This window comes from Streptomyces sp. NPDC005899, assembly GCF_040629645.1.
GTDB lineage: Bacteria > Actinomycetota > Actinomycetes > Streptomycetales > Streptomycetaceae > Streptomyces.
The window spans coordinates 1-25,485 of sequence record NZ_JBEXWB010000008.1 but is presented as its reverse complement, the minus strand read 5'-3'; the positions used below and the strand labels follow the sequence as shown (position 1 = coordinate 25,485).

At 68.9% G+C, this 25,485-nt stretch carries 17 protein-coding genes and 2 pseudogenes; 15 read left to right on the top strand and 4 right to left on the bottom strand.

Going from position 1 to position 25,485, the window contains the following annotated elements; genetic code table 11:
* Positions 1–8: 8 nt before the first annotated feature.
* From ABZ371_RS02195 to ABZ371_RS02180, 4 genes are all read left to right on the top strand, one after another.
* Positions 9–1,139: a site-specific DNA-methyltransferase gene (locus ABZ371_RS02195; RefSeq protein ID WP_358672675.1), complete on the top strand. Its 1,131-nt coding sequence runs from the start codon at positions 9–11 to the stop codon at positions 1,137–1,139.
* Positions 1,140–1,264: 125 nt separating this feature from the next.
* Positions 1,265–2,389: a hypothetical protein gene (locus ABZ371_RS02190; RefSeq protein ID WP_358672674.1), complete on the top strand. Its 1,125-nt coding sequence runs from the start codon at positions 1,265–1,267 to the stop codon at positions 2,387–2,389.
* A gap of 42 nt (positions 2,390–2,431) precedes the next feature.
* Positions 2,432–4,645 (top strand): DUF87 domain-containing protein, encoded by a 2,214-nt coding sequence (locus ABZ371_RS02185; RefSeq protein ID WP_358672673.1) that lies wholly within the window; start codon positions 2,432–2,434, stop codon positions 4,643–4,645.
* 30 nt (positions 4,646–4,675) lie between these two features.
* Positions 4,676–5,008, top strand: coding sequence for a helix-turn-helix domain-containing protein (locus ABZ371_RS02180; RefSeq protein ID WP_358672672.1), 333 nt, complete (start codon positions 4,676–4,678; stop codon positions 5,006–5,008).
* Positions 5,009–5,064: 56 nt separating this feature from the next.
* On the opposite strand, the gene ABZ371_RS02175 is transcribed toward ABZ371_RS02180, so the two are convergent.
* The 3 genes from ABZ371_RS02175 to ABZ371_RS02165 are packed head-to-tail and all read right to left on the bottom strand — an operon-like array spanning position 5,065 to position 9,229.
* Positions 5,065–5,646 (bottom strand): DUF6262 family protein, encoded by a 582-nt coding sequence (locus ABZ371_RS02175; protein WP_358672671.1) that lies wholly within the window; start codon positions 5,644–5,646, stop codon positions 5,065–5,067.
* Positions 5,643–8,165: a site-specific integrase gene (locus tag ABZ371_RS02170; protein WP_358672670.1), complete on the bottom strand. Its 2,523-nt coding sequence runs from the start codon at positions 8,163–8,165 to the stop codon at positions 5,643–5,645. Before ABZ371_RS02170 ends, ABZ371_RS02175 begins: the two co-directional genes overlap by 4 nt.
* Positions 8,162–9,229, bottom strand: a complete 1,068-nt coding sequence (locus tag ABZ371_RS02165; RefSeq protein ID WP_358672669.1) for a tyrosine-type recombinase/integrase — start codon at positions 9,227–9,229, stop codon at positions 8,162–8,164. Before ABZ371_RS02165 ends, ABZ371_RS02170 begins: the two co-directional genes overlap by 4 nt.
* A 197-nt stretch (positions 9,230–9,426) precedes the next feature.
* Here ABZ371_RS02165 and ABZ371_RS02160 point away from each other — a divergent pair.
* The 3 genes and pseudogenes from ABZ371_RS02160 to ABZ371_RS02150 form a co-directional block, all read left to right on the top strand.
* A pseudogene (locus ABZ371_RS02160) lies at positions 9,427–9,537 on the top strand (DUF4244 domain-containing protein); the annotation flags it as partial.
* Positions 9,524–9,940: a TadE family type IV pilus minor pilin gene (locus ABZ371_RS02155; protein WP_358672668.1), complete on the top strand. Its 417-nt coding sequence runs from the start codon at positions 9,524–9,526 to the stop codon at positions 9,938–9,940. The pseudogene ABZ371_RS02160 and the gene ABZ371_RS02155, both read left to right, overlap by 14 nt.
* Positions 9,832–10,320 carry an Rv3654c family TadE-like protein gene (locus ABZ371_RS02150; protein ID WP_358672667.1) on the top strand — a complete coding sequence of 163 codons (489 nt, stop codon included), beginning with the start codon at positions 9,832–9,834 and terminating at the stop codon, positions 10,318–10,320. Before ABZ371_RS02155 ends, ABZ371_RS02150 begins: the two co-directional genes overlap by 109 nt.
* A 782-nt stretch (positions 10,321–11,102) precedes the next feature.
* Here the strand turns inward: ABZ371_RS02150 and ABZ371_RS02145 are convergent.
* The gene (locus ABZ371_RS02145) at positions 11,103–13,559 is read right to left on the bottom strand and encodes a DEAD/DEAH box helicase (RefSeq protein WP_358672666.1); all 2,457 of its coding nucleotides are present in this window, start codon (positions 13,557–13,559) and stop codon (positions 11,103–11,105) included.
* A gap of 79 nt (positions 13,560–13,638) precedes the next feature.
* Between ABZ371_RS02145 and ABZ371_RS02140 the strand changes: the two genes are divergently transcribed.
* The 8 genes and pseudogenes from ABZ371_RS02140 to ABZ371_RS02105 all read left to right on the top strand — a co-directional run.
* Positions 13,639–13,992: an STAS domain-containing protein gene (locus tag ABZ371_RS02140; RefSeq protein ID WP_003967428.1), complete on the top strand. Its 354-nt coding sequence runs from the start codon at positions 13,639–13,641 to the stop codon at positions 13,990–13,992.
* Between the two features lie 207 nt (positions 13,993–14,199).
* The gene (locus ABZ371_RS02135; RefSeq protein WP_358672665.1) at positions 14,200–14,649 is read left to right on the top strand and encodes an ATP-binding protein; all 450 of its coding nucleotides are present in this window, start codon (positions 14,200–14,202) and stop codon (positions 14,647–14,649) included.
* A 445-nt stretch (positions 14,650–15,094) separates the two neighbouring features.
* Positions 15,095–17,563 (top strand): sodium-translocating pyrophosphatase, encoded by a 2,469-nt coding sequence (locus tag ABZ371_RS02130; RefSeq protein ID WP_358672664.1) that lies wholly within the window; start codon positions 15,095–15,097, stop codon positions 17,561–17,563.
* Positions 17,564–17,859: 296 nt separating this feature from the next.
* Positions 17,860–18,528, top strand: coding sequence for a small secreted protein (locus ABZ371_RS02125; RefSeq protein WP_358672663.1), 669 nt, complete (start codon positions 17,860–17,862; stop codon positions 18,526–18,528).
* 84 nt (positions 18,529–18,612) lie between these two features.
* A complete protein-coding gene (locus ABZ371_RS02120) occupies positions 18,613–20,139 on the top strand; it encodes a methyltransferase (RefSeq protein ID WP_358672662.1) in 1,527 nt (508 codons plus the stop codon).
* Between the two features lie 517 nt (positions 20,140–20,656).
* Positions 20,657–20,854: a hypothetical protein gene (locus tag ABZ371_RS02115; RefSeq protein WP_358672661.1), complete on the top strand. Its 198-nt coding sequence runs from the start codon at positions 20,657–20,659 to the stop codon at positions 20,852–20,854.
* A gap of 283 nt (positions 20,855–21,137) precedes the next feature.
* Positions 21,138–23,987, top strand: coding sequence for a type I DNA topoisomerase (gene topA / locus ABZ371_RS02110; protein ID WP_358672660.1), 2,850 nt, complete (start codon positions 21,138–21,140; stop codon positions 23,985–23,987).
* Between the two features lie 548 nt (positions 23,988–24,535).
* Positions 24,536–25,390, top strand: a pseudogene (locus tag ABZ371_RS02105) (dTMP kinase); the annotation flags it as partial.
* Positions 25,391–25,485 lie beyond the last annotated feature (95 nt).

Here is a 25,485-nt window from a genome sequence, read left to right as displayed (position 1 = left end):
ATTACCCCATGACGGTGAACGCGGCGGCCCCTTCCCCCAGTTGGCCTGAGGACGCGCTGCGGCTGAACGCCGTCTGCCCGTACTACACGATGTTCCCGCTGGACTTCCCGCTCCAGCAGCTCGCCGCCCACCCCGAGGCCACCCGAGTGCTGGACCCGTTCTGCGGACGGGGCACCACGCTGTATGCAGCGCGTCTGGCAGGACTGCCGTCGGTAGGCATCGACATCAATCCGGTGGCCGCCGTCATCGCCCAGGCCAAGCTCATCCAGGTCACGCCTGGCGCGGTGGTCCGCCTCGCCCGGCAGATCCTCGACGGCGACTCTCGGGGCGAGGTACCCGAGGGCGATTTCTGGCAGTGGTGCTTCGAGCGGGAGACGCTGCGTGAGCTGGTGACACTGCGCGAGGTACTGCTGGAGATGACCACGCCTACGGCGGCCATGCTGCGGGCTGTCCTGCTGGGCATCCTGCATGGCCCCCGCAACAAGAACCTCCCCTCGTACCTGTCGAACCAGATGCCGCGCACCTACGCCTCCAAGCCCGCTTACGCGGTGAAGTACTGGTCCACACGCGGTATGAAGCCGGTACGTATCCCGACCCTGGAGGTCATCGAGCGGCGGGCCGCACGGCTGCTGGACGCAGCCCCGCTCGCCCACGGCGGGAAGGTCTACCTGGGCGACTCCGTCGCGACCCTCAACGGCCTGCGACAGAAGTTCGATCTGGTCGTCACTTCGCCTCCGTACTACGGCATGCGCACCTACGTGGCCGACCAGTGGCTGCGTTCCTGGTTTCTCGGCGGCCCTGCGGAGGTCCCCTACGGCACCCACGGGCAGATCGCTCGCCAGCCAAACCAGGAGTCCTTCATCCAGGCGCTTGCCGAGGTATGGGCCGCCGCCGCCCGCCGCTGCAACCAGGGCGCCCGGCTCGCGATCCGCTTCGGAGCCCTTCCCTCGGCCCGCACCGACCCAGAGGCCATGCTGGTGGCCTCCGTGAAGGAGGCGAAGGCTGGATGGGTCGTCAGGGAAGTCCGCCAGGCCGGCGTTCCACCGAAGCGCAAGCGGCAGGCCGAGCAGTTCGGCAAGGCCGGTTCCGCCGTCGACGAGATCGACCTGATCGCCGATCTGGTCGGACTACCCCGTTGAGCAGGTAACCCGGTTACTTCCCACAACTTCATAACTGATTGTCAGTGCCCCGTGGCATGCTGTGTGGGCCAGATGAGTGAACCACTCACCTGTGACAGTCATAGCGTGGTGTTGGGGAGAAGCGCATGTTCGACGCGGACCAGATCAAGCAGCTCAAGCAACTGATCGGGGAACAGGTCGAAGCTGGCCGCGCGGAGCTGGACAAGCTGGTCGAGCAGACCCACGCCATCCGCTCCGAGGTCAGGGTGATCAAGCCGAGGGCGGCGACATCGGTCGCGCTGATGGCATCCGACGGGGGCAACAACAAGGTCGCCTTCAACCCCTTCTACCTCCAGGTCGTTCGTGTCGTGGACTCCAGCGGCAAAGAGCTGTGCATGGAGGTGGTCTCCCCGATCTCCGACATCGACGCCCTGGGCCGCCACCAGTTCCACGAGGACGGCAGCCCTCGCACCGCGCTGGGCCGGATGATGCACGGCCTGGGCGTCGAACGCCTCCAGGACCTCTCCCCGATGATGTCCGGCAAGTCCCCCAGCTGGGTGCAGGTCTTCCGCGACCTGTGCGAATGGGCCACGCTGTACGACCTCATCTGCCACCGCGACTATGCGGTCGACACACTGATCGTCCGCGACGGCCTGCTCCGCGCCAAGATTTTCAAGGGCGAACTGTTCGTGAAAATGGGCGAGTTGATGTATGACGCTATAGAGCGCATCCGGCGTCAGGACCGGCGCAGGGTGTGGCTGGTGGGATTGGCGAAGAACACCCAGGTCCTGGAGTACTACCGGCTGGCGATGTCGCTCTCGGGGGTGTTCAACAACGGCTCCCCCTGCTTCGCCAAGGTCCCCGCCGCGATGCTGGACGAGGTGTACCTCTGGGACGAATACACCCGGGACATCGAGGACGACTCCACGGGCGAGAAGCCTAAGTTCAACATTGGATCGATGTACTTCGTGCGCTTCGGCCCGCACTCCGGCGACCCCATCTGGACCGTGGACGTCATGTCCCGCCAGGACAAGGAAGCCCAGGCGATCTTCGGCTACCTGCAGGCCGACGCGGTGGCCGGTTTCCCCATCCCGTTCTACCCGAACTGCATCCAGCAGGCCGACAGCTACTCCCGCGTCGCCGACCTGGACATGGACATCATCGAAGACCAGCTCGTTGACGCCGTCCGCGACCAAGTCGGCGAGGACAAGGCCCCGGTCATCGACGCCCTGCGACTGGCCTCCGATGTGGCCGCCCGCCGCTACGAGTAACGCACCCTGCCCGTTCTGAATCCTGCGGAGTCACGAACCATCATGAGCCTGTTCGAGCGCGACAAAATCGTCGGAACCTTCCGCGGCTTCGCCGAAAGCGGCATGGAGTTCCACGCCGATCTCGTCCTGCCGCACCACGACGACTTCCAGACTATGGCCATGCACGGCCAGTTCGTTCTCGTCCAGCTCGAACACGAGCAGGAGGCGATCCTCGGACGGATCACCACCATCTCTTCCCAGGGGCGCCTCGTCTCTCCTATCGGCGAGGACTACGCCACCCGCGCGGTACGCGACCAGCGGCCTATCCCCGACGAACTGCGTGAGCGCTATCTGAAGTACAAGGTCGACATCCGCATCCTCGGCGTGCTCCGCCAGGAAGGCGACAAACTCATTTTCGTTCCCAGCCACCGCCGCCTCCCCCATGTCGGGGCCCAGGTCGCGCTGCTGGGCGACGACCTGCTCGCCGAGGTCGTCAATGCCAACGACACCGACGGAGGTGCGGTCCCCATCGGTTACCTCGCCTTCGGCGAATTCGTCTACGCCGGCAACGACAAGCGCGTCGGCGACACCTCCTGGATGCAGATCCAGCAGCCGACCATCATGCCGACCTTCCAGATCGACAAGCTCGTCGCCCGCCGCAGCTTCGTCTTCGCCCGCGCCGGCTTCGGCAAGTCCAACCTCGTCAAGCTGCTCTTTTCCGCCCTGTATGAGGAACAGCCCACGGTCCCGCGACGCAACGGGGAAGCGCCGGTGGGCACGGTCATCTTCGACCCGGACGGCGAGTACTTCTGGCCCGACTTCAAGGGCCGCCCGGCCCTGTGCGACGTTCCCCATCTGCGCGACAAGCTCGTCGTCTTCACCAACCGCAAGGGTCCGAGCCCCTTCTACCAGTCCTTCGTCGTCAACGGCGTCAAGATGAACATTAAGGAACTGCAGGCATCCCGCGTCCTGGGCATCGCACTGCCCCCGGAGAAGCAGGACCAGCAGAACGTCGTCAAGCTCAAGTCCCTCAACGGCCCCAAGTGGAGCCGCCTCGTCGACCTGATCCACCGCGACAAGTACGGCGCCGACCGCGACCAGATCCGCGAGATCCTCAACCTCGAAGTCGGCCAGGAAGCGGAGGCTAACGCGGCTGTCAGCAACATGACCCGCGTCGTCAACGCCCTGCACGACCCCGACAGTCAGCTACTCAGCGCACTGAAGGACTGCCTGTCCCAGGGCAAGCTGTGCGTCGTCGACATCTCCCAGATGCGCGGATCCCAGGGACTCCAGCTCGCCGGCGTCATCCTTGGCGACATCTTCGAGCACAACCAGAACCAGTTCACCGAGGCCGAACCGAAGTCCATCCCCACCATCGCCGTCATCGAAGAGGCCCAGTCCGTCCTCGGCGGCTCCAGCCAGAGCGAAGACGGCCCCTTCGTCTCCTGGGTCAAGGAAGGCCGCAAGTACGACCTCGGCGCCCTGCTGATCACCCAGCAGCCCGGCAGCCTTCCCCAGGAACTTCTCAGCCAGGGTGACAACTTCTTCGTCTTCCACCTGCTCTCGCAAGGCGACCTGCTCTCCCTGAAGAAGGCCAACGCCCACTTCTCCGAAGACCTGCTGGCCACCCTGCTCAACGAGCCGCTCGTCGGCAACGGCATCTACTGGTCCAGCGCCCCCGGCACCGACCGCCACTCACGCCCTTACCCCGTCTCCGTCCGAGTCCTCAGCTTCGAGGACTCCTACGACATGGCCGACCCCGACTACGCGCTCCCGGCCCCCGCCAGCTTCGCCGCCCAGGCCCGCACCGCCGTCGAGGAACGCCGCTCCGAAGCACGGGCCGCTTCGGCCAGCCTGGCCGCCAGCCACCCCCAGAATGAAGGACCCACCCCCGACGACGGGGACGCCCCGGCGGCTGACGACACCGCCATCGCTATTGCTCACCTGAGGGACAAACCCGAGTTTCAGCGGAAGATCCAGACCCCTGAAGGGATCAAGTGGGGCCGGATCGGCTTCCTGCTCGCAGAGAAGGCGCCTGCTCATGCACAGCGCACCGACTCGGCGAAGGATTGGGGATTTGGCCTGGTCAAGGAGGCATTGGATCGCCTCTACCCCAACAATTGGGAGTCCGTACCGCGGACGGAGCCCGGCAGCACCGAAACCCGCAAGTGGGTCATGCTCAAGGAACACGCTCCGAAGCCTGAGCCGCAAGCGGACACGAAGAAGGACGCCAAACTCTTCGACACCGTAGAGACTGAAGAGGAGCCCCCCTTCTAAGCTCGTGCCACCGCCGAGGAAGGAGCGGCATTGACCGCCGGCAACAGCAGCACCCCGCTGACCCGGGCCGAGAGCGACCTCCTTCAGACTCTCTCGGCCCGGTGGACGATGCACATCCTGCTGGCACTGCATACCGTCGACGGCTCGGGACGATTCGGTGAGATCCAGGAAGCCGTCTCCGGGATCTCCAACCGTGTGCTCTCCAGCCGCCTTGCGGATCTGGAGGAACGCGGGTTGGTATCCAGGAACGTGACCGCGACCCGGCCGGTCACCATCACCTACCGGCTCACCGACCTCGGCCAACAAGTCGCTACCGCTCTGACCCGCCTACGCGAGGTAGCGAAGACCCCCTTCGACGCTTAGCCGCAGCCATCGCCTCAACGCCTCGGGAGTGAGGGTGCGGATAAGCGACGCAAGGATCAATCGATTGCCTCTGGGGCCACGTTCTCCGCACGGATCATCCGGCGCAGGCTGGACCTGGCCGCGGCGAGGTCCTCCTCAGTCTCGGACAGACGCTCTTCCAGATCGGCCTTGTCCCTCTGCAGCACATCGCGCTCGGCCGTAATTTCCTCGTGCTGTCGAGTGAGTTCATCCACCCTCGCGACCAGATCGGCGTTTCCGACCTGATCCAGCTGGTGCCCGAGCTGCCTCTGAAGCGCCGCCTTGAGCTGATCCCGCTCGGCTCTCAGAGCGCTAACCTGCTGCTTGGACAGCTCCAGATCGGTGGCCAGGCTCGCCGCACTCGATGACCGGCCCACTTGAGCCTCGCGCCGTGGCTGACCCTCCTGCCGCTTTCGGGCAGCCTCGATGTGCTCGCGTACGCCCTCCGCATAGACGAGCCAGCTCGACACCCCGGCCGCCTTTGCGACCGCGGCGAACGTCACCGCGTCGCCCCGGTCCACCATCTCGTCCACAACCGCCAGCACCTTCGCCCGCTTCTCCCGGCTGTCGCGGCGGCGGGACTCCGCCAGCACCTCACGCGGAGTGCGCTTGGTCGTCATGCGCTCGACTCGTTGCGGTTGATCACGGTCAGCGGAAGCATGCGGCCCCGGGCGGCCCGGGACTTCCTCAAGAGCTTGACGGACTCCATTACTTCCTCTCGCTCTTGCTCGGGAAGGGCCTCGACCTGCTCCTGCATGTTCGCAGCGATCTTCTTGAACGAGTTGATCTGGTCCTGAATGTTGCGGATGACGTACTCGTCCACGTCCATGGCCAGCGCGGTTTCCTTGTCCGCCTTCAGATCCCGGATCTGGTCCTCGATCGCTGCCAGGTAGGACGGGTCGGGACGGTAGAAGCCGCAGCCGGCGCACTGGAAACGGATCGGGCAGGCGTGTCCGCCCGCCTTGACGTTGGACGGTTCGGTGCAGCCGCCGAACGGCACCGCCACCGATCGCATCTCATAGGCCTTGTTCGATGCCATCGGGGCAGGGTTGCCGTGGCGGTCCACGACACGTAGCCGCATCGCCTTCACCGCCTCCTTCTTCCGCTTCAAGGAGACCTTGTAATACCGGGCCGTGGTATCGGCACTCCGGTGATCCATCAGCTCTTTCAGCACGTCAATCGGGGTGCCTGCATCCGCATGACGCTGAGCGTAGGAGTGTCTGAAGGCGTAGGGGTAGATCTTGGCGCGGTCGAAGGGGACCGGGCTGCCGTCCCGTGCGGTGCCCTCGGAATGGATCTCCGGAATCGAGTCCACCCACAGCCGCAGGGCCCGCGAGAAGTTGTTTGTCGTCAGGTGAGGGTGCCGTCCGAGCCCGGTGATCGCCGGGAACAGGTACGGAGCGCTCTCCGCAGGCACGGTCAGGCCGTTGCGGCGTTCCTCCCACGCCTGGATGATCTCCTTGGTGTCCTTGTCGATCGGCAGCCGGCGCCGGTGTCGCTTGCTCTTCTGGTTGTTCCAGATCAGGAAGCAGTCGCCACCAATGAACTCGAGCATGCCGCGCTTGAGGCCGCAGACCTCGTGCGGGCGGCGGCCGGTGTCCCGCAGCACCTGGTAGGCGGTCTGGAACATGGCCCCGATGGCGTCCGGCTCCAGCCCGCTGTAGGAGAAGTCTCGCCCCATGGCGTCTAGGTGGGTGTCGAGTTGATGGATCACGGACTCGGGGACGGCCTTGCCGATCTCGTCCTCGTTGCTCTCCTCGACGACGATCCGGTGCGAGCTGTGGCGGGCGAATGTGCCGTGCAGCGTCTCCAGCAGACCGGCACTGCGGCCGAAGTCCAGGATCGTGTAGAGCCCGGCGAGGATGTCCCTTTGGGACTTGCTTCCCAGCAGAGTGACCCCGTCCGCCCGTTTCAGCTGCTTCATCGCCTCGACCACCAAGGTCATGTCCGCGAAGCGGACGGCACTGGGGTCCATTCCGCCGCCCGGCTGCCGGCTCAGCACCCTCGATGCGATCGTGCAGGCCGCTAGGTGTGTCTTGAACCGTTTGCTCTCTGGGCGGGTCGAGCGGGCCCACTCCATCAGCGCCTCCCGCAGCCAGGGCTGGGTGACCACGGAGAAGTCCACCGAGCCCGCACGGCCGGTCGACTTCCCAGCACGCCGGGCGGGCGACAAGAAGGCCGTGGCCCTCTTGTCCCAAACCACCTTCTCGGTCGGGTCGATCCCGCGGAACCGGTCGTAGCCCTGTGCCACCTCCCAGGCCAAGTCTCGGATCATGATCCTGATGTTTCGCTGCCGCAGCTCGTCGGGCACCAAGTCCTCCGGCGCGGCCGTCACCAGGTTCTCCACCCCGACCAGCCGCGCGAGCGCATGCCGGACAGTCGCCGGGTCGATATTCGGCGCCACCTGGTCGCGCTGCTGGAGCGCATAGAGCACCTCCAGGCGGGCCAGGTCACTCAGCGCGGCCAGGGAGAACTGTCGCACCGACAGATACGGCGTCTCGTGCCGCAGCCAGTGCTCCAGGTCCGGGACACGGTCCTCCGACTCGTGCAGAACCCGCCAGCGGCGGTAGTGAATCCGGCAGAGTCCGCCCTCTAGCGTTGTCCGCTCCAGGGGGCAGCCCAGGATCAGACAGGGCGGGAATGCCTCGTAGGGGATGGCGACATCGCGTATCCACTCATTCCGTGTCCCGCCGAACTTGTGGCGTACCCGCACCCGGGACGCCTTGATCCAGTCCGTGTGATGGCGGCGGCACAACCCCGTGGTGTGGTACTCGCGCTGGCAGCGCTTCCCGTCCCGCTTAACAGTGCAGGTGTCCGTGTGGCTGTAGACCCGGTTCGGGTCCGGCCGGTAGGTGGCCTTGAACTCCACCTCGCTCAACCCGCTGGTCTTGAACGTCTTCCGGCAGCCCGTGCACCAGCCGTGCCGGATCCGGGAGACGGCGTTGCAGGAGTCGATGATGCAGTGCCAGGCGCGGGTGCGCGGGCTCTCCAAGTCACCGGTAAACAGTAGCTTTTCACCGTCCCACTCACCCGGACGCCAGTCCTCGATGAGCTGGTCCTTCAGCCAGGCCGTCCACGCACCCAGGTCGATCTCAGAGCGCTCGCCGAGGTCGATGACTCTCGCAAGGTTCCCGCTCACGCTGGCACCTGGCCCTTCCGCAGTGCGGCCACGCGTTCCACGGCATCACGTTTGTCCTGGTCAGTCGAGTGCACGTACGGCTCCATCGACGAATCCGCGACGTGCCCCATGAGGTCCTTCACGACATCCCGCGGAACCTTGTTGCGCACCCACGTGGTCGCCGCGGTGTGTCGCAGCATGTGAGGGCGAGCGGGGAAGCCGACCCGCTTTGCCAGCCGGTCGAACAGGTCCTTGGCGTTGTGATAGGTCATCGCCCTGCCCAGCGGTACCCGGAACAGATTGACGAAGACCATGTCGACGTCGGCTGCCTCCGGCACCTGGTCCCGCTCGAAAGCGTAGTCGGCGTAGAGCGTCACCAACTCGTCCGTCACTGGGATCGACCGAGGCATGCGGGCCTTGGCCAGGGCCCCGTTGGAGTTCTGCCGGCGCCGCACGTGCACGTGTGGTCCGGCGACCTGACAGCCCAGGGCGACGGAGTTCGACAGCAAATGCATGTCCTCACGCCGTAGGCCGAGGGCCTCGCCGATCCGCATGCCCGTGCCGCCCAGCATCGCCACCAGGAAGCGGTCCCGGGCCCGCCGTGTCTGACCGAGGACCTGGGCGAACTGTTCGGGATTCAGCCACTCGTAGCCTTCGACGGCGACCTCGAATTTGATCACCTTCGCCCTCACGGTGCGGAACTGCCCCTCCTCGCCGAGGTTGTAGCCAGGCGGCAGGTAGGCGAGGTACTTCTGCTCGGACAGTTGGGCGACCGTTTCCGGTGCCACCCAGCCCTGCTGAGCGCAGAATCGCAGGTAACCGCAGACCGTCGTCATGATGTGGTTCGCGGTCTTCTTCGTACGAAACCGTGGTCGCGCCGGCTTCTTCTTGCCCTTCGGTGGCAGCGGCTCGTCCACGAGCCAGTGCAAGAACCGGGCCAGCCACGGCAGTCCAGGCTTCCTCCAGTCCAGACCGTGATCCACGCAGTACGACAGGTACAAGGCAACACGGCCCGCGTACGTTCGCTCCGTGTTGATCGACCGGCCTGCCATCTGGAGACCCGCCAGGAAGGCAACTGACTCCAAGTGGAGCTCGTAGCCGGAGGAGATGACCACCCACGACACCGACCCGTCACGGGGCGAGATTGCGCGCTCTGCTGTGTATGCGCGGGGCATAGCCGCGAACGTACCAAACGTGCCAGACACCTCGTAGATACCTCTCAGGATAAGAGATCTAAAGCCCCAGCACTCATGTGCCTGAAGGTTATGAACTCCTAGAGATAACCATCGCCGCCTGTGCCTTCGCGGCGGTGCTCTACAAAGTGGTGACCAGTGGGGCGGTGCTGTCGGCGCTGCAGTCACTGATCAAGGACGCGCTCGATGCGAAGTTCTGAGGCCGCGACGGGGAAGTCCGGAGGCACGCGATCCGGGGCGGCACCCGGGAGCCGCGCGGCCGACCTCGGAGCGGTCACGGCGGAAGCCGCCATGGCCGTACCCGTACTGGTGGCGTTCGTACTGGCACTTGTCTGGGCGTTGGCCGCCGCGGCCGACCAGATCCGGTGCGTGGACGCCGCGCGGGCCGGGGCACGCGCTGCGGCTCGCGCGGAGCCCGAGGCCATGGTCGTGTCCGCCGCGCGAGAGGCGGCGCCGGGCAGGTCCCGCATCGCCGTGAAGAGGGACGGTGATGTGTGGAGGGTCCGGGTCGAGGCACCGACGCCAGGGCCGGCGAGTCTGGCCCTGACGCTGAACGCCGAGGCAGTTGCCCTGGCCGAGGACACGGTGGGGGAGAAACCGTGAGCGGAGCAGCCGGAGGACCTCGGCAGGGAGACGGTGGGCTGGCGACCGTGTGGGTGGCGGTGACCACGGCGACGTTGTGCGCGGTCTTCGCGATGGTGCTCGCGCTCGGACAGGCGGTGGCCGCCCGCCACAAGGCGGGCGGTGCGGCGGACCTGGCAGCGCTCGCCGCTGCGGATCGAGCGCTCCGTGGGGCAGCGGAGGCGTGCAGAGCGGCCGGGGAAGTGGCCGCGGCCCAAGGGGCGGAGGTGGTCCGCTGCGACGTCGAGGGGGAGGTTGCCGATGTGACGGCCCGGGCGCGCTTCGGTCCGTACTCCCCGGAGGTGAGGTCGAGGGCGGGCCCACCGCTCGTGTTGACGTCCGCCAGACCCCGGTCGGTGTGAACGGAACGGGCGGCGTTCCGGCCTCGGTGGGCATCTGCGGGGGCGTACTCGGTCTCGCTCGGGTGAGCATGGATGCGGGCGTACTCGGTCTCGCTCGGGTGAGCATGGATGCGGGCGTACTCGGTCTGTCCGAGCGCAGGCACTCGCGTGCCTACGTGGCACCTGCTGAGTGGGCATCCGGAGCGGGCCACGCAGCACCTGCCTGCGGGCGTCGGCGGTCGAAGGGATGAGTCGGTCACCGACCAGCGCTGCGATACGGACCGCGGCGTGGCCGGTGGTGTCGCCGGCGCTGCCCGGTGGAAAGCCGGGGGCGGCCGGGCGGCGGTCCAGGTGACGGCTTCGGGGCAGATGCTCCTTGGGGACTACGCGACCGGCCGGGAGCAGGCGGGTGCGCGGCCCGGGAACCCGTCGAAAGGGCCTCTGCGTGGGTGCGAGACCGTTGACGGCCGGGAAGGTGACCGCGCACGTGCTGGGCACTCTGCCGTTCTTCCCCGCCGCCACCGGTGTCAGCATCAGCAAGGTGTCCCCGCGCGGGCCGGGGCGCATACCCCCCGGGGGGGGTGGGCCCCGCGCCCGCCCCGTGGCGATGGCACGACCCGGGACCGGCCCCTGCGCCCGCCCCGTGGCGATGGCACGACCCGGGACCGGCCACGCGCCCGTCCCCTCGGCGATGGCTCGGCCGAGAGGAGCCCGCCCGGGAGCCCGCCGGGAAGTGACCGCCGGTGGAGAACGATCGCGCACCGGGCGGCGCCAGTCCTGGGTGTTCACGGCTGTCGGACGGCCTACTGGTCCGGCGGTGCGGTTCGTAGCAGTTCGGCCAGGAGACGTACCGCGCCTCGCTTGTGCAAGGGCTCGTTGCCGTTGCCGCACTTGGGGGACTGGATGCAGGACGGGCAGCCGGCCTCGCACTCGCACGAGGCGATGGCCTGGCGGGTCGCCGTGAGCCATCCGCGGGCCGTGGCGAAGGCCCGTTCGGCGAAACCGGCACCGCCGGGGTGGCCGTCGTAGACGAACACCGTGGGCAACAGGGTGTCCGGGTGCAGAGGTACGGAGACGCCGCCGATGTCCCAGCGGTCGCACGTGGCGAAGAGCGGCAGCATCCCGATGGCGGCGTGCTCAGCCGCGTGCAGGGCGCCACCGAGAATCTCCGGGGTGATCCGGGCGGCGTCGAGCTGTTCCTCGGTCACCGTCCACCACACCGCGCGCGTGCGAAGGGTGCGGGGTGGCAGGTCGAGTTTCGTCTCGCCCAGGACCTCCCCGGTGATGAGCCTGCGCCGCAGGTAGGAGACGACCTGGTTGGTGACCTCGACGGAGCCGAAACAGAGCCGGCCCTCACCCCAAGGCACCTCGGTGTCGGTCTCCAGCACGCTGATGGCGGTGGTGTCGCGTGCGTTGGTCGAGTACGGCGGCACGGCCTCCTCCACCAGGGCGACCGAGTCGCCCAGGTCGAGTTTCCGCACCAGGTACGTCCGGCCCTGGTGGAGGTGTACGGCGCCCTCGTGCACGGCGGTGTGGGCGGCCGACTCGTCGACGGTGCCCAGTAGCCGTCCGGTCCCTTCCTCCACGATCTGCACCGGGCGGCCCCCGCCACCGCGGATGTCGGTGAGGTCGGCAGCCCGTTCACGGCGGGTCCAGTGCCAGCCCGTCGCGCGTCGGCGCAGCAGCTTGGCGGCCTCCAGCTGCGGCAGGAGTTCGGGTACCGCGGGCCCGAAGAGCGTGATGTCGGCCGGAGTGAGGGGGAGCTCGGCGGCAGCGGCACAGAGGTGGGGAGCCAGGACGTACGGGTTGTCCGGGTCAAGGACGGTCGACTCCACGGGCTGCTGGAAGAGCGCCTCGGGATGGTGGACGAGGAATGTGTCCAGCGGATCGTCCCGGGCCACCAGAATGGCCAGGGCGCCCCGGCCCGAGCGTCCCGCGCGGCCCGCCTGCTGCCACAGGGACGCCCGGGTGCCCGGGTAGCCGGCGATGATGACGGCATCAAGACCGGCTACGTCGATGCCGAGCTCCAGGGCGGTCGTGGCGGCCAGGCCGAGCAGCTCGCCGGAGTGCAGGGCCTTCTCCAGGGCGCGGCGCTCCTCGGGCAGGTAACCGCCCCGGTAGGCGGCGACGCGCGCGGGCAGGGAGCGGTCCACCTCGGCCAGGCGTTCCTTGGCGATGACGGAGATGAGCTCGGCACCGCGACGGGAGCGCACGAAGGCCACCGAGCGGACGCCCTGGACGGTCAGGTCGGTCAGGAGGTCGGCGGTCTCGGCCGTGGCGGTACGGCGGACCGGAGCCCCCTTCTCGCCGTGGAGGTCTGTCAGCGGCGGTTCCCAGAGGGCGAAGACCGTCTCACCACGGGGAGACGCGTCGTCGGCGACCTCCTTGACCGGCAGACCGGTGAGGCGGCACGCGGCATCCGCCGGACGCGCCGAGGTGGCCGAGGCGAGGAGGAAGACGGGATCGGAGCCGTATCGGGCACACAGGCGCCGCAGACGGCGGAGCACCTGGGCTACGTGGGACCCGAAGACACCTCGGTAGGTGTGGCATTCATCGATGACGACGAAGCGCAGGGCGCGCAGGAAGGCGGCCCACCGGGGGTGGGACGGGAGGATCCCCCGGTGCAGCATGTCGGGGTTCGTGAGGACGTAGTTGGCGTACTGACGCACCCATTCGCGTTCTTCCACCGGCGTGTCCCCGTCGTAGACGGCCGGCCGGACAGCGGCGCCCAAGGGAGCCGCGAGTGCCTTTACCGCCCTCCTCTGGTCCGCGGCCAAGGCCTTCGTCGGGGCGAGGTACAGAGCCGTCGTGCCGCGGCCGTTCGGGGCCTCCGAGCCGTCGAGGAGGGTGCTGAGCACCGGGGCCAGGTAAGCCAGTGACTTCCCGGACGCCGTCCCGGTGGCGATGACGACCGACTCGCCGGACAGGGCGTGCTCGGCCGCCAGCGCCTGGTGGGTCCACGGATGGTCGATTCCGGCCCGGCCGATTGCGGAGATCACCTCGGGCCGGATGCGGTCCGGCCAGAGGGCATGAGAACCCGCACGCGGGGGCAGGTGCTCCGTATGAGTGATGCGCGCTGCCCGGCCCGCCCCTGCGGCGAGCCGGTCGAGAACCACCTCCGGAGAGGGGCGCGGGCCCGCGTTCTCGGGTGGTCGACTGGGGCGGTGATTCTTGGCCATCGGCATCGAGTGTGTCACTGGCGTGACGGACAATGGCCCCAAGGCGTCGTGCATGGCTGCCGGTAAGTGATTGAATGCCATCGCGGCTGGCGATCCGTCCCCTGGCCTCCGCCGGGGAGACCGAGGGGCGACCGCTCGATAGCAAGGTGCTGGAGGATCCGTGGACCTGTCCCTGTCGACTCGCAATGTGTCTGGCCCTGGTGGCGACCGTACGGTCGTCGAGGTCGGTGGCGAGATTGATGTGTATACCGCGCCCAAGCTGCGCGAGCAGTTGGTCGAGCTGGTGAATGACGGCAGCTACCACCTGGTTGTCGACATGGAAGGTGTCGATTTTCTCGACTCCACCGGTCTCGGCGTTCTGGTGGGTGGCTTGAAGCGTGTCCGGGCCCATGAGGGCTCGCTGCGTCTGGTCTGCAACCAGGAGCGCATTCTCAAGATTTTCCGGATCACTGGCCTCACCAAGGTGTTCCCCATTCACACCACGGTCGACGAGGCTGTCGCGGCCACCGACTGAGCCGTCGGCGTGCGGTCGGCCGCTCCGCGGTCGGCCGGCGAAGGCAGGCCGGTGGGCGGCCCGGAGACGTGCCGCCTCGGAGTAGGCGGCCGACCCATCCGGGCCGGCTGTCGGCTCTGTCGGTTCCGGAGGCGATCGAGAGCAGGGGCACCGGGCGCCACGCCCGGTTCCCCTGAGACGTACACCCGTAAGTTCGAGGGGGATGGCATGCCAACCGTTGAACTCCGCTTCAGCGCTCAGCCCGAGCACGTCAGGACGGCCCGCCTCGTGGCTGCCGCCGTGGCACGCAGGGCCGGCGTCGACGAGGCGGTGCTCGACGAGGTGAGACTCGCCGTGGGTGAGGCGTGCAGCCGCGCCGTCGGACTGCATCGCAGCCATGCCATCACCGCTCCGGTCACCGTTGTGCTGACCGAGGAGGAGAAAGCGTTCTCCATCGAGGTGGGCGACAGCGTCCCCGGCCCTGGGAGTGGCGCCTCTTCGCTCGGTGCCACCGGGAGCGGCGGGTCGGACGAGCCCGATGCCGAAGCGGACAGCGAGGACGACATGGGTCTCGCGGTCATCAGCGGCCTGGTCGACGACATGGACGTGCGCTCGGGGGCCGACGGCGAAGTGATCCGTATGACCTGGCCGACGATGCCGGCGGTCGCGCTGCCCTGAGTGGCCCGACCTACTTCTGGACCTGGTCTCAGGACCTGCCCGACCTACTTCTGGACCTGATCTCAGGACCTGCGGGCCACGCCCCGGGAGCCACGATCCGGTGTCCCCGTGACCTGGTGTGCCATGACCTGGGGCCCCAAGACACCCATGCCATGACCTGCGCCTCCTCGCTCTCCAGGTGGGACGGGCGGTCGGTGGCGCGCCCTGCTGAGCAGGGCTTTTTTGTTTGCCCGGAACGATTCCCTGCTTTTCCGTGCGACTTTCCGTTTCGGGATTTCCGCGCCCGCCACGCGTCTGCCCCATTACTGCGTTCGGGTGCATAAGCGGTAGCGATCAATTGTCATTGGGGGACGGAACTCGATTTCATGGACCATCCACTGTTCTGATCAGGCTGTGCTCCCTACAATCCGTCCACGTCTTGTGCGCTGAGCGTCAAGGAGGACGTATGGCGGAGTTCTTCAACACCCCAATGGCCTTCAACACTCCACTGCTCTTCAACGCCCCAACGGCAGAACCGACGCGCCTCCCCCTGCCTTCCGGCAGTTCCACGTCACTCGCAGCCGCGACCCTCACCCATGACGACCGGGTGATCGTCGTCGTCATCGCGGTCGTCGCCTTGGCCGCGCTGGTCGTCGCCCGGTTGCTGGTACGCCAGGTCCTGGCGGCCGGTGAGGGCACCGACCGCATGAAGGAGATCGCCTCGGCTGTGCAGGAAGGTGCCAATGCCTATCTGGCACGACAACTGGGGACCGTCGGAATCTTCGCGGTCGTCGTGTTCTTCCTCCTTCTCCTGCTCCCGGCCGACAACTGGTCGCAGCGTGCGGGACGCTCGTTGTTCTTCCTGGTCGGCGCCCTTTTCTCGGCGGCCACCGGATACATCGGTATGCGGCTCGCCGTACGCAGCAACGTGCGGGTGGCCGCTGCCGCTCGTGAGGCCACGCCCTCGGAAGGGGAGCCGGAAAGGGATCTCGCCTCCGTTTCCCACAAGGCGACGAAGATCGCCTTTCGCACGGGTGGCGTGGTCGGGATGATCACGGTGGGTCTCGGGCTGCTGGGGGCCTGCTCGGTCGTCCTCGTCTACGCCGCCGACGCGCCCAGGGTGCTGGAGGGGTTCGGCCTGGGAGCTGCGCTGATCGCCATGTTCATGAGGGTCGGGGGCGGCATCTTCACCAAGGCCGCCGACGTGGGTGCCGACCTGGTGGGCAAGGTCGAACAGGGCATCCCCGAGGACGACCCGCGCAATGCGGCGACCATCGCCGACAACGTGGGCGACAACGTCGGCGACTGCGCGGGTATGGCGGCCGATCTCTTCGAGTCGTACGCCGTGACGCTCGTGGCCGCGCTCATCCTGGGCAAGGCCGCCTTCGGGGACGCGGGCCTGGCGTTTCCCCTGATCGTTCCGGCCATCGGTGTGATCACCGCGATGATCGGGATTCTCGCTGTCGCACCCAGGAGCGCGGACCGGAGCGGGATGACGGCCATCAACCGGGGCTTCTTCGTCTCGGCGGTCACCTCGCTCGCCCTGGTGGCGGTGGCGGTCTACGTCTACCTGCCGTCCTCCTACGCCGATCTGGACGGGGTCGACGACAGCGCCGTCGCGTCGCACGGCGGCGACCCCCGGGTCTTCGCCCTGGTGGCCGTCGCCATCGGGATCGTGCTGGCCGCGCTGATCCAGCAGCTCACCGGTTACTTCACCGAGACGAGCAGGCGCCCTGTCCGCGACATCGGCAAGTCGTCACTGACCGGTCCGGCGACCGTCATCCTCACCGGCATCTCCATCGGTCTCGAGTCAGCCGTCTACACGGCGCTGCTGATCGGCCTGGGCGTCTACGGGGCGTTCCTGCTCGGCGGGACATCGATCACGCTGGCGCTCTTCGCGGTGGCCCTGGCCGGGACCGGTCTTCTCACCACCGTGGGGGTCATCGTCGCGATGGACACCTTCGGACCGGTCTCGGACAACGCCCAGGGCATCGCCGAGATGTCGGGTGACGTGACGGGCGCGGGCGCACAGGTGCTGACGGACCTGGACGCCGTGGGCAACACGACCAAGGCCATCACCAAGGGCATCGCGATCGCCACAGCCGTCCTGGCGGCGGCGGCGCTCTTCGGCTCGTACCGGGACGCCATCGCCACGGCGGTCGAGGACGTGGGTGCCGGAGCCGGCGACCTCGGGCTGAGCCTGGACATCTCCCAGCCCAACAATCTGGTGGGCCTGATCCTCGGGGCCGCGGTCGTCTTCCTGTTCTCGGGGCTGGCCATCAACGCCGTCTCCCGTTCGGCGGGGGCGGTGGTCCACGAGGTCCGGCGGCAGTTCCGCGAGCACCCCGGAATCATGGACTTCACGGAGAAGCCGGAATACGGCCGTGTGGTGGACATCTGCACCAAGGACGCGCTGCGCGAGCTGGCGACGCCGGGGCTTCTGGCGGTCCTGGCGCCGATCGCCGTGGGCTTCACCCTGGGAGTGGGCGCGCTCGGCTCGTACCTCGCCGGAGCGATCGCCACGGGTGCTCTGATGGCGGTCTTCCTCGCCAACTCCGGTGGCGCGTGGGACAACGCGAAGAAACTCGTGGAGGACGGTCACCACGGCGGCAAGGGCAGTGACGCGCACGCCGCGACGGTCATCGGTGACACGGTCGGTGACCCCTTCAAGGACACGGCCGGACCGGCGATCAACCCGCTCCTCAAGGTGATGAACCTGGTGGCGCTGCTCATCGCCCCTGCCGTCGTGCAGTTCAGTTACGGCGACGACGCGAGCGCGGGAGTGCGGGCCGTGGTGGCCGTGTTCGCCATCTCCGTCGTCATCGGCGCTGTCCTCGTCTCCAAGCGGCGTGGGATCGCCGTGGGTGACCAGGAGGAGCGGGGCGGGGGCGGCGGTCGCCCCGCTGACTCGGCGGGGCCTCCGGCCGGGTCCTGAGCCGCGCCCCGACGGCCCGTCGGCGGAGCCGGAGCCGCCGGGGAGCCGGTGACCGGTGATCAGGAAGGCTGCGGCCGGGAACAGCTGACTACCCGTCCGCGGTGCCGGTCACCGGGCCGAGTCGCCGGGCGCGGGTGCATCCGCACTGGTGTCTGAGTACGGGGCGAGTGGTATCTCCCTCATTTCCCTTGGTGCAAATGGCTGCAAAAGCCCGCACATCGGATTCTCGGCGCCTGAATGTCGCCCACTTGGCGTGTAAGTTCCGGGGCCGAGAGCCTTGGAAGGGACCCAATCCGGTGAACAAGAAGCTTGCAGCCGCACTGTCCGGCGGTGCGGTACTCGTACTGACGCTGTCGGGCTGCAGCGACGACAGCGACAACAAGGTGAACGACTGGGCGAAGAAGGTCTGCGACCAGGTCCAGCCGCAACTGCAGAAGATCGCGAACGCCAACGCCGCGATCCAGCAGCAGACGGCTGACAACAGCAAGCCCGCCGATGTTCAGAAGACCGACGCGGCAGCCTTCCAGCAGATCTCGCAGGCATACAAGGCGCTGGGCGCGGCTGTGGACTCGGCGGGCCCGCCGCCCGTGGACGACGGCGAGACGACGCAGCGAGAAGCCGTGAAGGAGCTCAACGCCTCCTCCGTGGCCTACGCGAACCTCAAGACGAAGGTGGACGCACTCGACACCGGGGACCAGGCGAAGTTCGCCGACGGCCTCAAGGGCGTCGCGGACGAGCTGAACAAGATCAGCACCAGTGGCGACCAGGCGCTGAAGAAGCTGCAGTCCGGAGAGGTCGGCTCGGCCATGGCGAAGCAGAAGGGCTGCCAGAAGCCGAAGCCGTCCGCCCCGCCCGCCTCCGCCCCCTCCGCCCCGGCGGCGGCGTCGAAGTCGGCTGCGCCGTCGAAGCCCGCCTCGCCGTCGAAGTCCGCTTCACCGTCGGCGTCGGCGACCGGGAAGTCGTAACCGCAGGACGTGTGCCGCGGCCCGGACACCCCTGGTGGGTGCCGGGCCGCTGCCGTTGTCGGCGGGAGCGGTGACAATGGGCGGGTGAGTACGACCAGCCTCCCCGCATCCGCCCGCACCCCCCGGCTCCGCGAAGCCCTGATCGCCGCCGCCTTCACCGCGGACGGGCTCCTGGAGCGCCTCGGCGCGCCCGCCTACGCCGCGCTCGCCCGCAGCGAGACCGTCCCCGCGCTACGGGCCACGCGAGGCGACGCGCCGCTCGACACGCTGGTGCGGTTGTTCCTGCTCCAGCGCCCGGTCCCGGCGGCCCGGGCCGCAGCCGCGCTCCCCCTGGAGGAGTGCCTGGAGGACGGCTGGGTGAGGCGCGAGGGCGGCGACCTGGTGAGCGCGACCGTCGATGTCCGGCCGTACGGCGGGCCCGAGGGCCAGGACTGGTTCATCGTCTCCGACCTCGGGTGCGCGGTCGGCGGAGCCGGAGGCATCGGCTCGCACGAGGAAGGGGTCGTCCTCGGTGTCGGCGGGGCGTCCACCACGCTCGCCGGAATCACCGTGCGGCGGCCGGTGGCCTCCGCCCTCGACGTCGGTACGGGTTCGGGGATCCAGGCGCTCCACGCCGCCCAGCACGCGACCCGCGTCACGGCCACGGACGTCAACCCGCGTGCACTGGAGTTCACCCGGCTCACCCTCGCCCTGTCGGACGCCGCTCCGGCCGATCTGCGGGAGGGTTCCCTCTTCGAGCCGGTCGGCACCGACACGTACGACCTGATCGTCTCCAACCCGCCCTTCGTCATCTCGCCGGGTGCCCGGCTGACGTACCGAGACGGCGGGATGGGCGGTGACGACCTGTGCCGGATTCTGGTGCAGCAGGCCGGGGACCGGCTGAACGAGGGCGGGTACGCGCAGTTCCTCGCCAACTGGCAGCACGTGCAGGGCGAGGAGTGGCAGGACCGGGTCCGCGCCTGGGTTCCGTCCGGCTGCGACGCCTGGATCGTGCAGCGCGAGGTGCAGGACATCACGCAGTACGCCGAGCTGTGGCTGCGCGACAGCGGTGACCACCGCACGGATCCCGCCGTGTACGCCCAGCGGTACGAGGCCTGGCTGGACGAGTTCGAGGCCCGCGGCACGAAGGCGGTCGGATTCGGCTGGATCACGCTCAGGAAGTCCGCCGCGGCCGGAGCCGGGCAGCCGTCCATCGTGGCCGAGGAGTGGCCGCACGCCGTGGAACAGCCCTTGGGGCCGGCCGTCGAGGAGCACTTCGCACGACAGGACTACCTGCGCGCGCACGACGACGCGGCCTTGCTGGCCGCACACTTCACGCTCGCGGAGGAGGTCGTGCAGGAGCAGGTCGGCCTGCCGGGGGCGGAGGACCCCGAGCACGTGGTGCTGCGTCAGAACCGCGGGATGCGCCGGGCGACCAAGGTCGACGCGGTCGGAGCGGGCTTCGCGGGGGTGTGCGACGGGTCGCTGCCGGCCGGCCGGATCCTGGACGCCATCGCCCAGCTGATGGCCGAGGACCCGGTACTGCTGCGCGACCGCACGCCGCAGGCGATCCGCCTGCTGGTGGAGGAGGGCTTCCTGGAGCCGTTGCGGGACGGCACGACCCTCCGGTGACCGGCGCGCTGCCCGCCCCCACCGGGCGGGCAGCGCGCCGGAGCGGGGCACTCGGCCGCTGTGTTCGTCCACGCGGACCCGCGACGAGGTGTACGGCGTGCCCGAACGTGGTGTGACCTGCGACGAGGTGTACCGCGAGCCAGAACGTGGCATGACCTGGGAGGCGGCGTGCCGCGCCCGTATGGGGCGTGACCAGTGCCGCGGTGTGCCATGCGCCCGTACGTATGCGAGGTGCCCAGGCTTTTGCCGTCCGGCGTCTTCCCGGTGGCGTCCGACCCGGGGTGGCGTCTGTACCGGTTGTCCGTGTCCGGCGTCTCCCGTGTGGGTGGTGTCCGCCCCGGCTCCCCGGCCGGTGCCGCTCGCGCCCGCAGGGACCGCCCTCCCGGCGCGTGGAGGCCACCCGGGCCGTTCCCGCGACGGCTGCGCGGTGTTCACCCGCGGTTCGTCCCCGTGCTGCCGCACGGTGGCAGTCTCCCCTCAGCCGACAGCGTGCGGACCGGGTGAGAGGAGTACGGGCATGGAGAGCGTCACAGCGGTCTTCGCCGGAGCGGCCTTCGCCCTCTTCGGTACCGCCCTCCTCGTCTGGACAGGGGCGCGCACCATTCAGCATGCGCCGGTGGCGCACGGTGTGAGCCCCGTCGCCTCCACCGCCCTGGCGACGTTCTTCGGCGCACTCTTCCTCGTTCTCGGCGTGTGGTGCCTCACCCGCGCTTGATCCGCGCCGCCGGCCGGGCCGTATCCCGGCCGGGGAACGGCCCCGCCGCACAGGCCTCGGGACCACCCGGAAACGCGCAGGCGGGAAGGGTGCGAAGTGCGGACCGGGCAGTCCGGGCGGCAGGAATGGCGGAAGTCGGGTTACCGTTCGAGTGGCCGTTGCGGGCTTTTGCCGTTTGACACGGGGGCGGGTTGTACCGTCACACTCCGCAGCGACAGCACCGCAGGCAGCGCCAGAGCGCTGCCCGGATGCCCACGAGTGCCGACCGGAGAGAAGAGCGAAGTTGTCCCCGACCAGCGAGACCGCAGGCCGCCGACTCGTCATCGTCGAGTCGCCTGCCAAGGCGAAGACGATCAAGGGCTATCTCGGCCCCGGATACGTCGTCGAGGCGAGCGTCGGGCACATCCGCGACCTGCCGAACGGCGCCGCCGAGGTGCCGGACGAGTACACCGGTGAGGTACGCCGCCTCGGCGTGGACGTCGAAAACGACTTCCAGCCGATCTACGTCGTCAATGCCGACAAGAAGGCCCAGGTCAGGAAGCTGAAGCAGCTTCTTGCCGAATCCGACGAACTTTTCCTCGCCACCGATGAGGACCGCGAGGGCGAAGCCATCGCGTGGCACCTGCAGGAAGTCCTCAGGCCCAAGGTCCCGGTCCACCGGATGGTGTTCCACGAGATCACCAAGGACGCGATCCGGGCCGCCGTCGCCAATCCGCGTGAGCTCAACCAGCGCATGGTCGACGCCCAGGAGACCCGCCGCATCCTCGACCGCCTCTACGGTTACGAGGTCTCGCCGGTCCTGTGGAAGAAGGTCATGCCGCGGCTGTCCGCGGGCCGTGTCCAGTCCGTCGCCACCCGTCTCGTCGTCGAGCGGGAGCGCGAGCGCATCGCCTTCCGTTCCGCCGAGTACTGGGACCTCACGGGCACCTTCGCCACCGGGCGGACCGGCGACGCCTCGGACCCCTCGACGCTCACCGCCCGCCTCAGCGCGGTCGACGGGCGCCGCATCGCCCAGGGCCGCGACTTCGGCCCGGACGGGCAGCTGAAGTCCGCTTCCGGCCAGACGCTGCACCTGGACGAGACGAACGCCCGGGCCCTGGCCGCCGCCCTCGCCGACTCGGCGTTCGCGGTCCGCTCGGTCGAGTCGAAGCCGTACCGCCGCTCGCCGTACGCCCCCTTCCGCACGACGACCCTCCAGCAGGAGGCGAGCCGGAAGCTGGGCTTCGGGGCCAAGGCCACGATGCAGGTGGCGCAGAAGCTGTACGAGAACGGCTTCATCACCTACATGCGTACGGACTCCACGACCCTCTCGGACACCGCCGTCTCCGCGGCCCGGGCGCAGGTCACGCAGCTGTACGGGGCGAACTACCTGCCCGACAAGCCCCGCACGTACGCCGGGAAGGTCAAGAACGCCCAGGAGGCGCACGAGGCGATCCGCCCTTCGGGCGACCGCTTCCGCACTCCTGCCGAGACGGGTCTCACCGGCGACCAGTTCCGGCTCTACGAGCTGATCTGGAAGCGGACCGTCGCCTCCCAGATGAAGGACGCCGTCGGCAACTCCGTCACCGTCAAGATCGGCGGCCGGGCGAGCGACGGCCGGGACGCCGAGTTCTCCGCGTCCGGCAAGACGATCACCTTCCACGGCTTCATGAAGGCCTACGTCGAGGGCGCCGACGACCCGAACGCCGAGCTGGACGACCGCGAGCGCCGTCTGCCGCAGGTCGCCGAGGGCGACGCGCTGACCGCCGACGAGGTCACGGTCGACGGGCACGCCACCAAGCCGCCGGCCCGCTACACCGAGGCCTCGCTGGTCAAGGAGCTGGAGGAGCGCGAGATCGGCCGCCCCTCGACGTACGCCTCGATCATCGGCACCATCCTCGACCGCGGCTACGTGTTCAAGAAGGGGACGGCCCTCGTTCCGTCGTTCCTGTCGTTCGCCGTGGTCAACCTGCTGGAGAAGCACTTCGGCCGGCTCGTCGACTACGACTTCACCGCGCGGATGGAGGACGACCTCGACCGCATCGCGCGGGGCGAGGCCCAGTCCGTGCCGTGGCTGCGGCGCTTCTACTTCGGTGCCGGCGACGACACGGCCGGTGCCGGTGCGGCCTCCGACGCGGGCAACGGCGACGGGGACCACCTGGGCGGCCTCAAGGAGCTCGTGACCGACCTGGGCGCCATCGACGCCCGGGAGATCTCCTCGTTCCCCGTCGGCAACGACATCAAGCTCCGCGTCGGCAGGTACGGCCCCTACATCGAGCGCGGCGAGAAGGACTCCGAAGGGCACCAGCGCGCGGACGTGCCGGAGGACCTGGCACCCGACGAGCTGTCGGTGGAGTACGCGGAGGAGCTGCTGGCCAAGCCGAGCGGTGACTTCGAGCTCGGTACCGACCCGGTCTCCGGCCACCAGATCATCGCGAAGGACGGGCGCTACGGCCCGTACGTCACCGAGGTGCTGCCCGAGGGCACTCCCAAGACCGGCAAGAACGCGGTGAAGCCGCGTACTGCCTCGCTGTTCAAGTCCATGTCGCTGGACACGGTGACGCTGGCCGACGCGCTGAAACTGATGTCCCTGCCGCGGGTCGTCGGTGAGGACGCCGACGGCGTCGAGATCACCGCTCAGAACGGCCGCTACGGTCCGTACCTCAAGAAGGGCACCGACTCGCGTTCGCTGACGTCGGAGGACCAGCTCTTCGACATCACGCTCGAAGAGGCCCTCGCGATCTACGCCCAGCCGAAGCAGCGCGGGCGTGCGGCCGCCAAGCCGCCGCTGAAGGAGCTGGGAACGGACCCCGTGAGCGGTGCTCCGGTCGTCGTCAAGGACGGGCGCTTCGGTGCGTACGTCACCGACGGCGAGACGAACGCGACGCTGCGCACCGACGACAGCGTCGAGGACATCACGCCGGAGCGCGGGTACGAGCTGCTCGCCGAGAAGCGGGCCAAGGGGCCGGCGAAGAAGAAGACGGCGAAGAAGGCACCCGCCAAGAAGGCCACCACGGCGAAGAAGGCGACCACGAAGAAGGCGGCGGCCAAGAAGACGACGGCGGCCAAGAAGACCACGGCCACGGCGACGAAGACGGTGGCCAAGAAGGCGGCGGCGAAGAAGACGGCCTCGGCGTCCCCGGCGGAGGACTGACCGAGGCCGCCTGATCGAAGCCGCCTGACCGGAGCCGCCTGACCGGACCCGTCCGGCCGAAGCCACCTGACCGTGGCCGCCTGGCCGGCCCGTGAGGTACTCGCGGGGGTGCTCGCAGACGCGGGGTCCGGGGCTGACCGGCTTGCGGGCACCGGCCTGGGTGGCTGGCCTGCGGGGGTGCGGCGAGGTCGGCCCGTGCGTCGAGAGCCCTGCCCAGGGCGGTTCCGCTGCCCAGAAGAGCGACGCGGAGAGCGACACGGAACGGTGGAACGGCCCGTGCCCGGCCCGCGCGTCCGACCCGTGGGACCGGTCCGGCGGGCGCCGCCGGTCCCTTCGGGCGACACCGGTTCCTTCGGCGGATGCCCCGGTCCCTTCCGGACGCCCCGGTCCCTTCCGGTCGCCGCCGGTTCCTTCGGCGGACGCCCCGGTCCCTTCCGGACGCCTCAGGTGCCGTGGGCGGGCGCCGCCGGCCCCGCCCCGGCAAGCTCGGCGGCCGTTTGTTCGGACGCGCCCCCCGGTCACCGTACGGCTGCCGATAGGCTGGGCGGATGACGCGAGCCGAGCAGCCATTGGTCGTGAGCCCCACCTCCGACACACTTGCCGCAGACTCACGCGAGCGCGCCGTACGAGCCCTGTTGCGTGTCCCTCCGCTCAAGCGGTTGTGGAGCGCCCAGCTCGTCGGCAGTATCGGCGATGCACTCGCCCTTCTCGTGCTTGTGCTGTTGTCGCTGCAGGCGGCGGTCCTGGAGGGCTCCTTCGGAGCCGGATACCGCGGGGCGGCCTTCGCCGTCGCCGCCGTGTTCGGCGCCCGCATCCTTTCCACCGTGCTCTTCGGAGCCGTACTCCTCGGTCCGCTGACGGCGCTCACGTCGCCGGGCGGCCCCGTGGACCGGCGCTGGCTGATGATCGGGGCGGACGGGCTGCGGCTCGCTCTGCTCGTCATCGCGCCGCTGTGGATCGACTGGGTCCCCGACAAGGCACTCTTGATGGTCCTCGTCACCGTCTTCGTGGCCGGCTCCGCCGAACGCCTGTGGACCGTGGCCAAGGAGAGCGCGGCCCCCGCGCTGCTGCCCGGCCCGCCCCCCGAGGGCGCCGCGGTGCGCCCGCTGCCCGACCACCACGACGCCCTGCGCCGGCTGTCCGTGCGCACGAACTTCCTCGCCATCCCCGCCGCCGCTGTCGTCCTCCTGGTCGCCGCGCTCGTCGGCAACCTCCTCGGCTCCGGGCTGGACTGGTTCTCCTTCCACCAGGCGGCGCTCGGTTCGTACATCGCGGCGGGGCTCTTCTCGGCGTCGATCTCGATCCTCTACTTCCTCGAGTTCCCCGGCATCCCGACGCCCCGCCCCCGCTCGCCCCTGGAGGGCCTGCGGCGGCCGGCCACCGCTACGGGCCCGGACAGGGGATGACGGCCACGGTCGTCAACGACCTGGAGGTCGGACAGTACGACCTCCGGGACGCGCACTGCTTCTACCAACCGGAACTGGTTGTCACCGCCGAG

Coding starts and splice junctions, on each gene's coding strand:
- ABZ371_RS02135 (WP_358672665.1), top strand. CDS start 14,200: ATGCCAACCGTTGAACTCCGCTTCAGCGCTCAGCCCGAGCACGTCAGG.
- ABZ371_RS02175 (WP_358672671.1), bottom strand. CDS start 5,646: ATGACGACCAAGCGCACTCCGCGTGAGGTGCTGGCGGAGTCCCGCCGC.
- ABZ371_RS02195 (WP_358672675.1), top strand. CDS start 9: ATGACGGTGAACGCGGCGGCCCCTTCCCCCAGTTGGCCTGAGGACGCG.
- ABZ371_RS02155 (WP_358672668.1), top strand. CDS start 9,524: ATGCGAAGTTCTGAGGCCGCGACGGGGAAGTCCGGAGGCACGCGATCC.
- ABZ371_RS02185 (WP_358672673.1), top strand. CDS start 2,432: ATGAGCCTGTTCGAGCGCGACAAAATCGTCGGAACCTTCCGCGGCTTC.
- ABZ371_RS02130 (WP_358672664.1), top strand. CDS start 15,095: ATGGCGGAGTTCTTCAACACCCCAATGGCCTTCAACACTCCACTGCTC.
- ABZ371_RS02190 (WP_358672674.1), top strand. CDS start 1,265: ATGTTCGACGCGGACCAGATCAAGCAGCTCAAGCAACTGATCGGGGAA.
- ABZ371_RS02145 (WP_358672666.1), bottom strand. CDS start 13,559: ATGGCATTCAATCACTTACCGGCAGCCATGCACGACGCCTTGGGGCCA.
- ABZ371_RS02115 (WP_358672661.1), top strand. CDS start 20,657: ATGGAGAGCGTCACAGCGGTCTTCGCCGGAGCGGCCTTCGCCCTCTTC.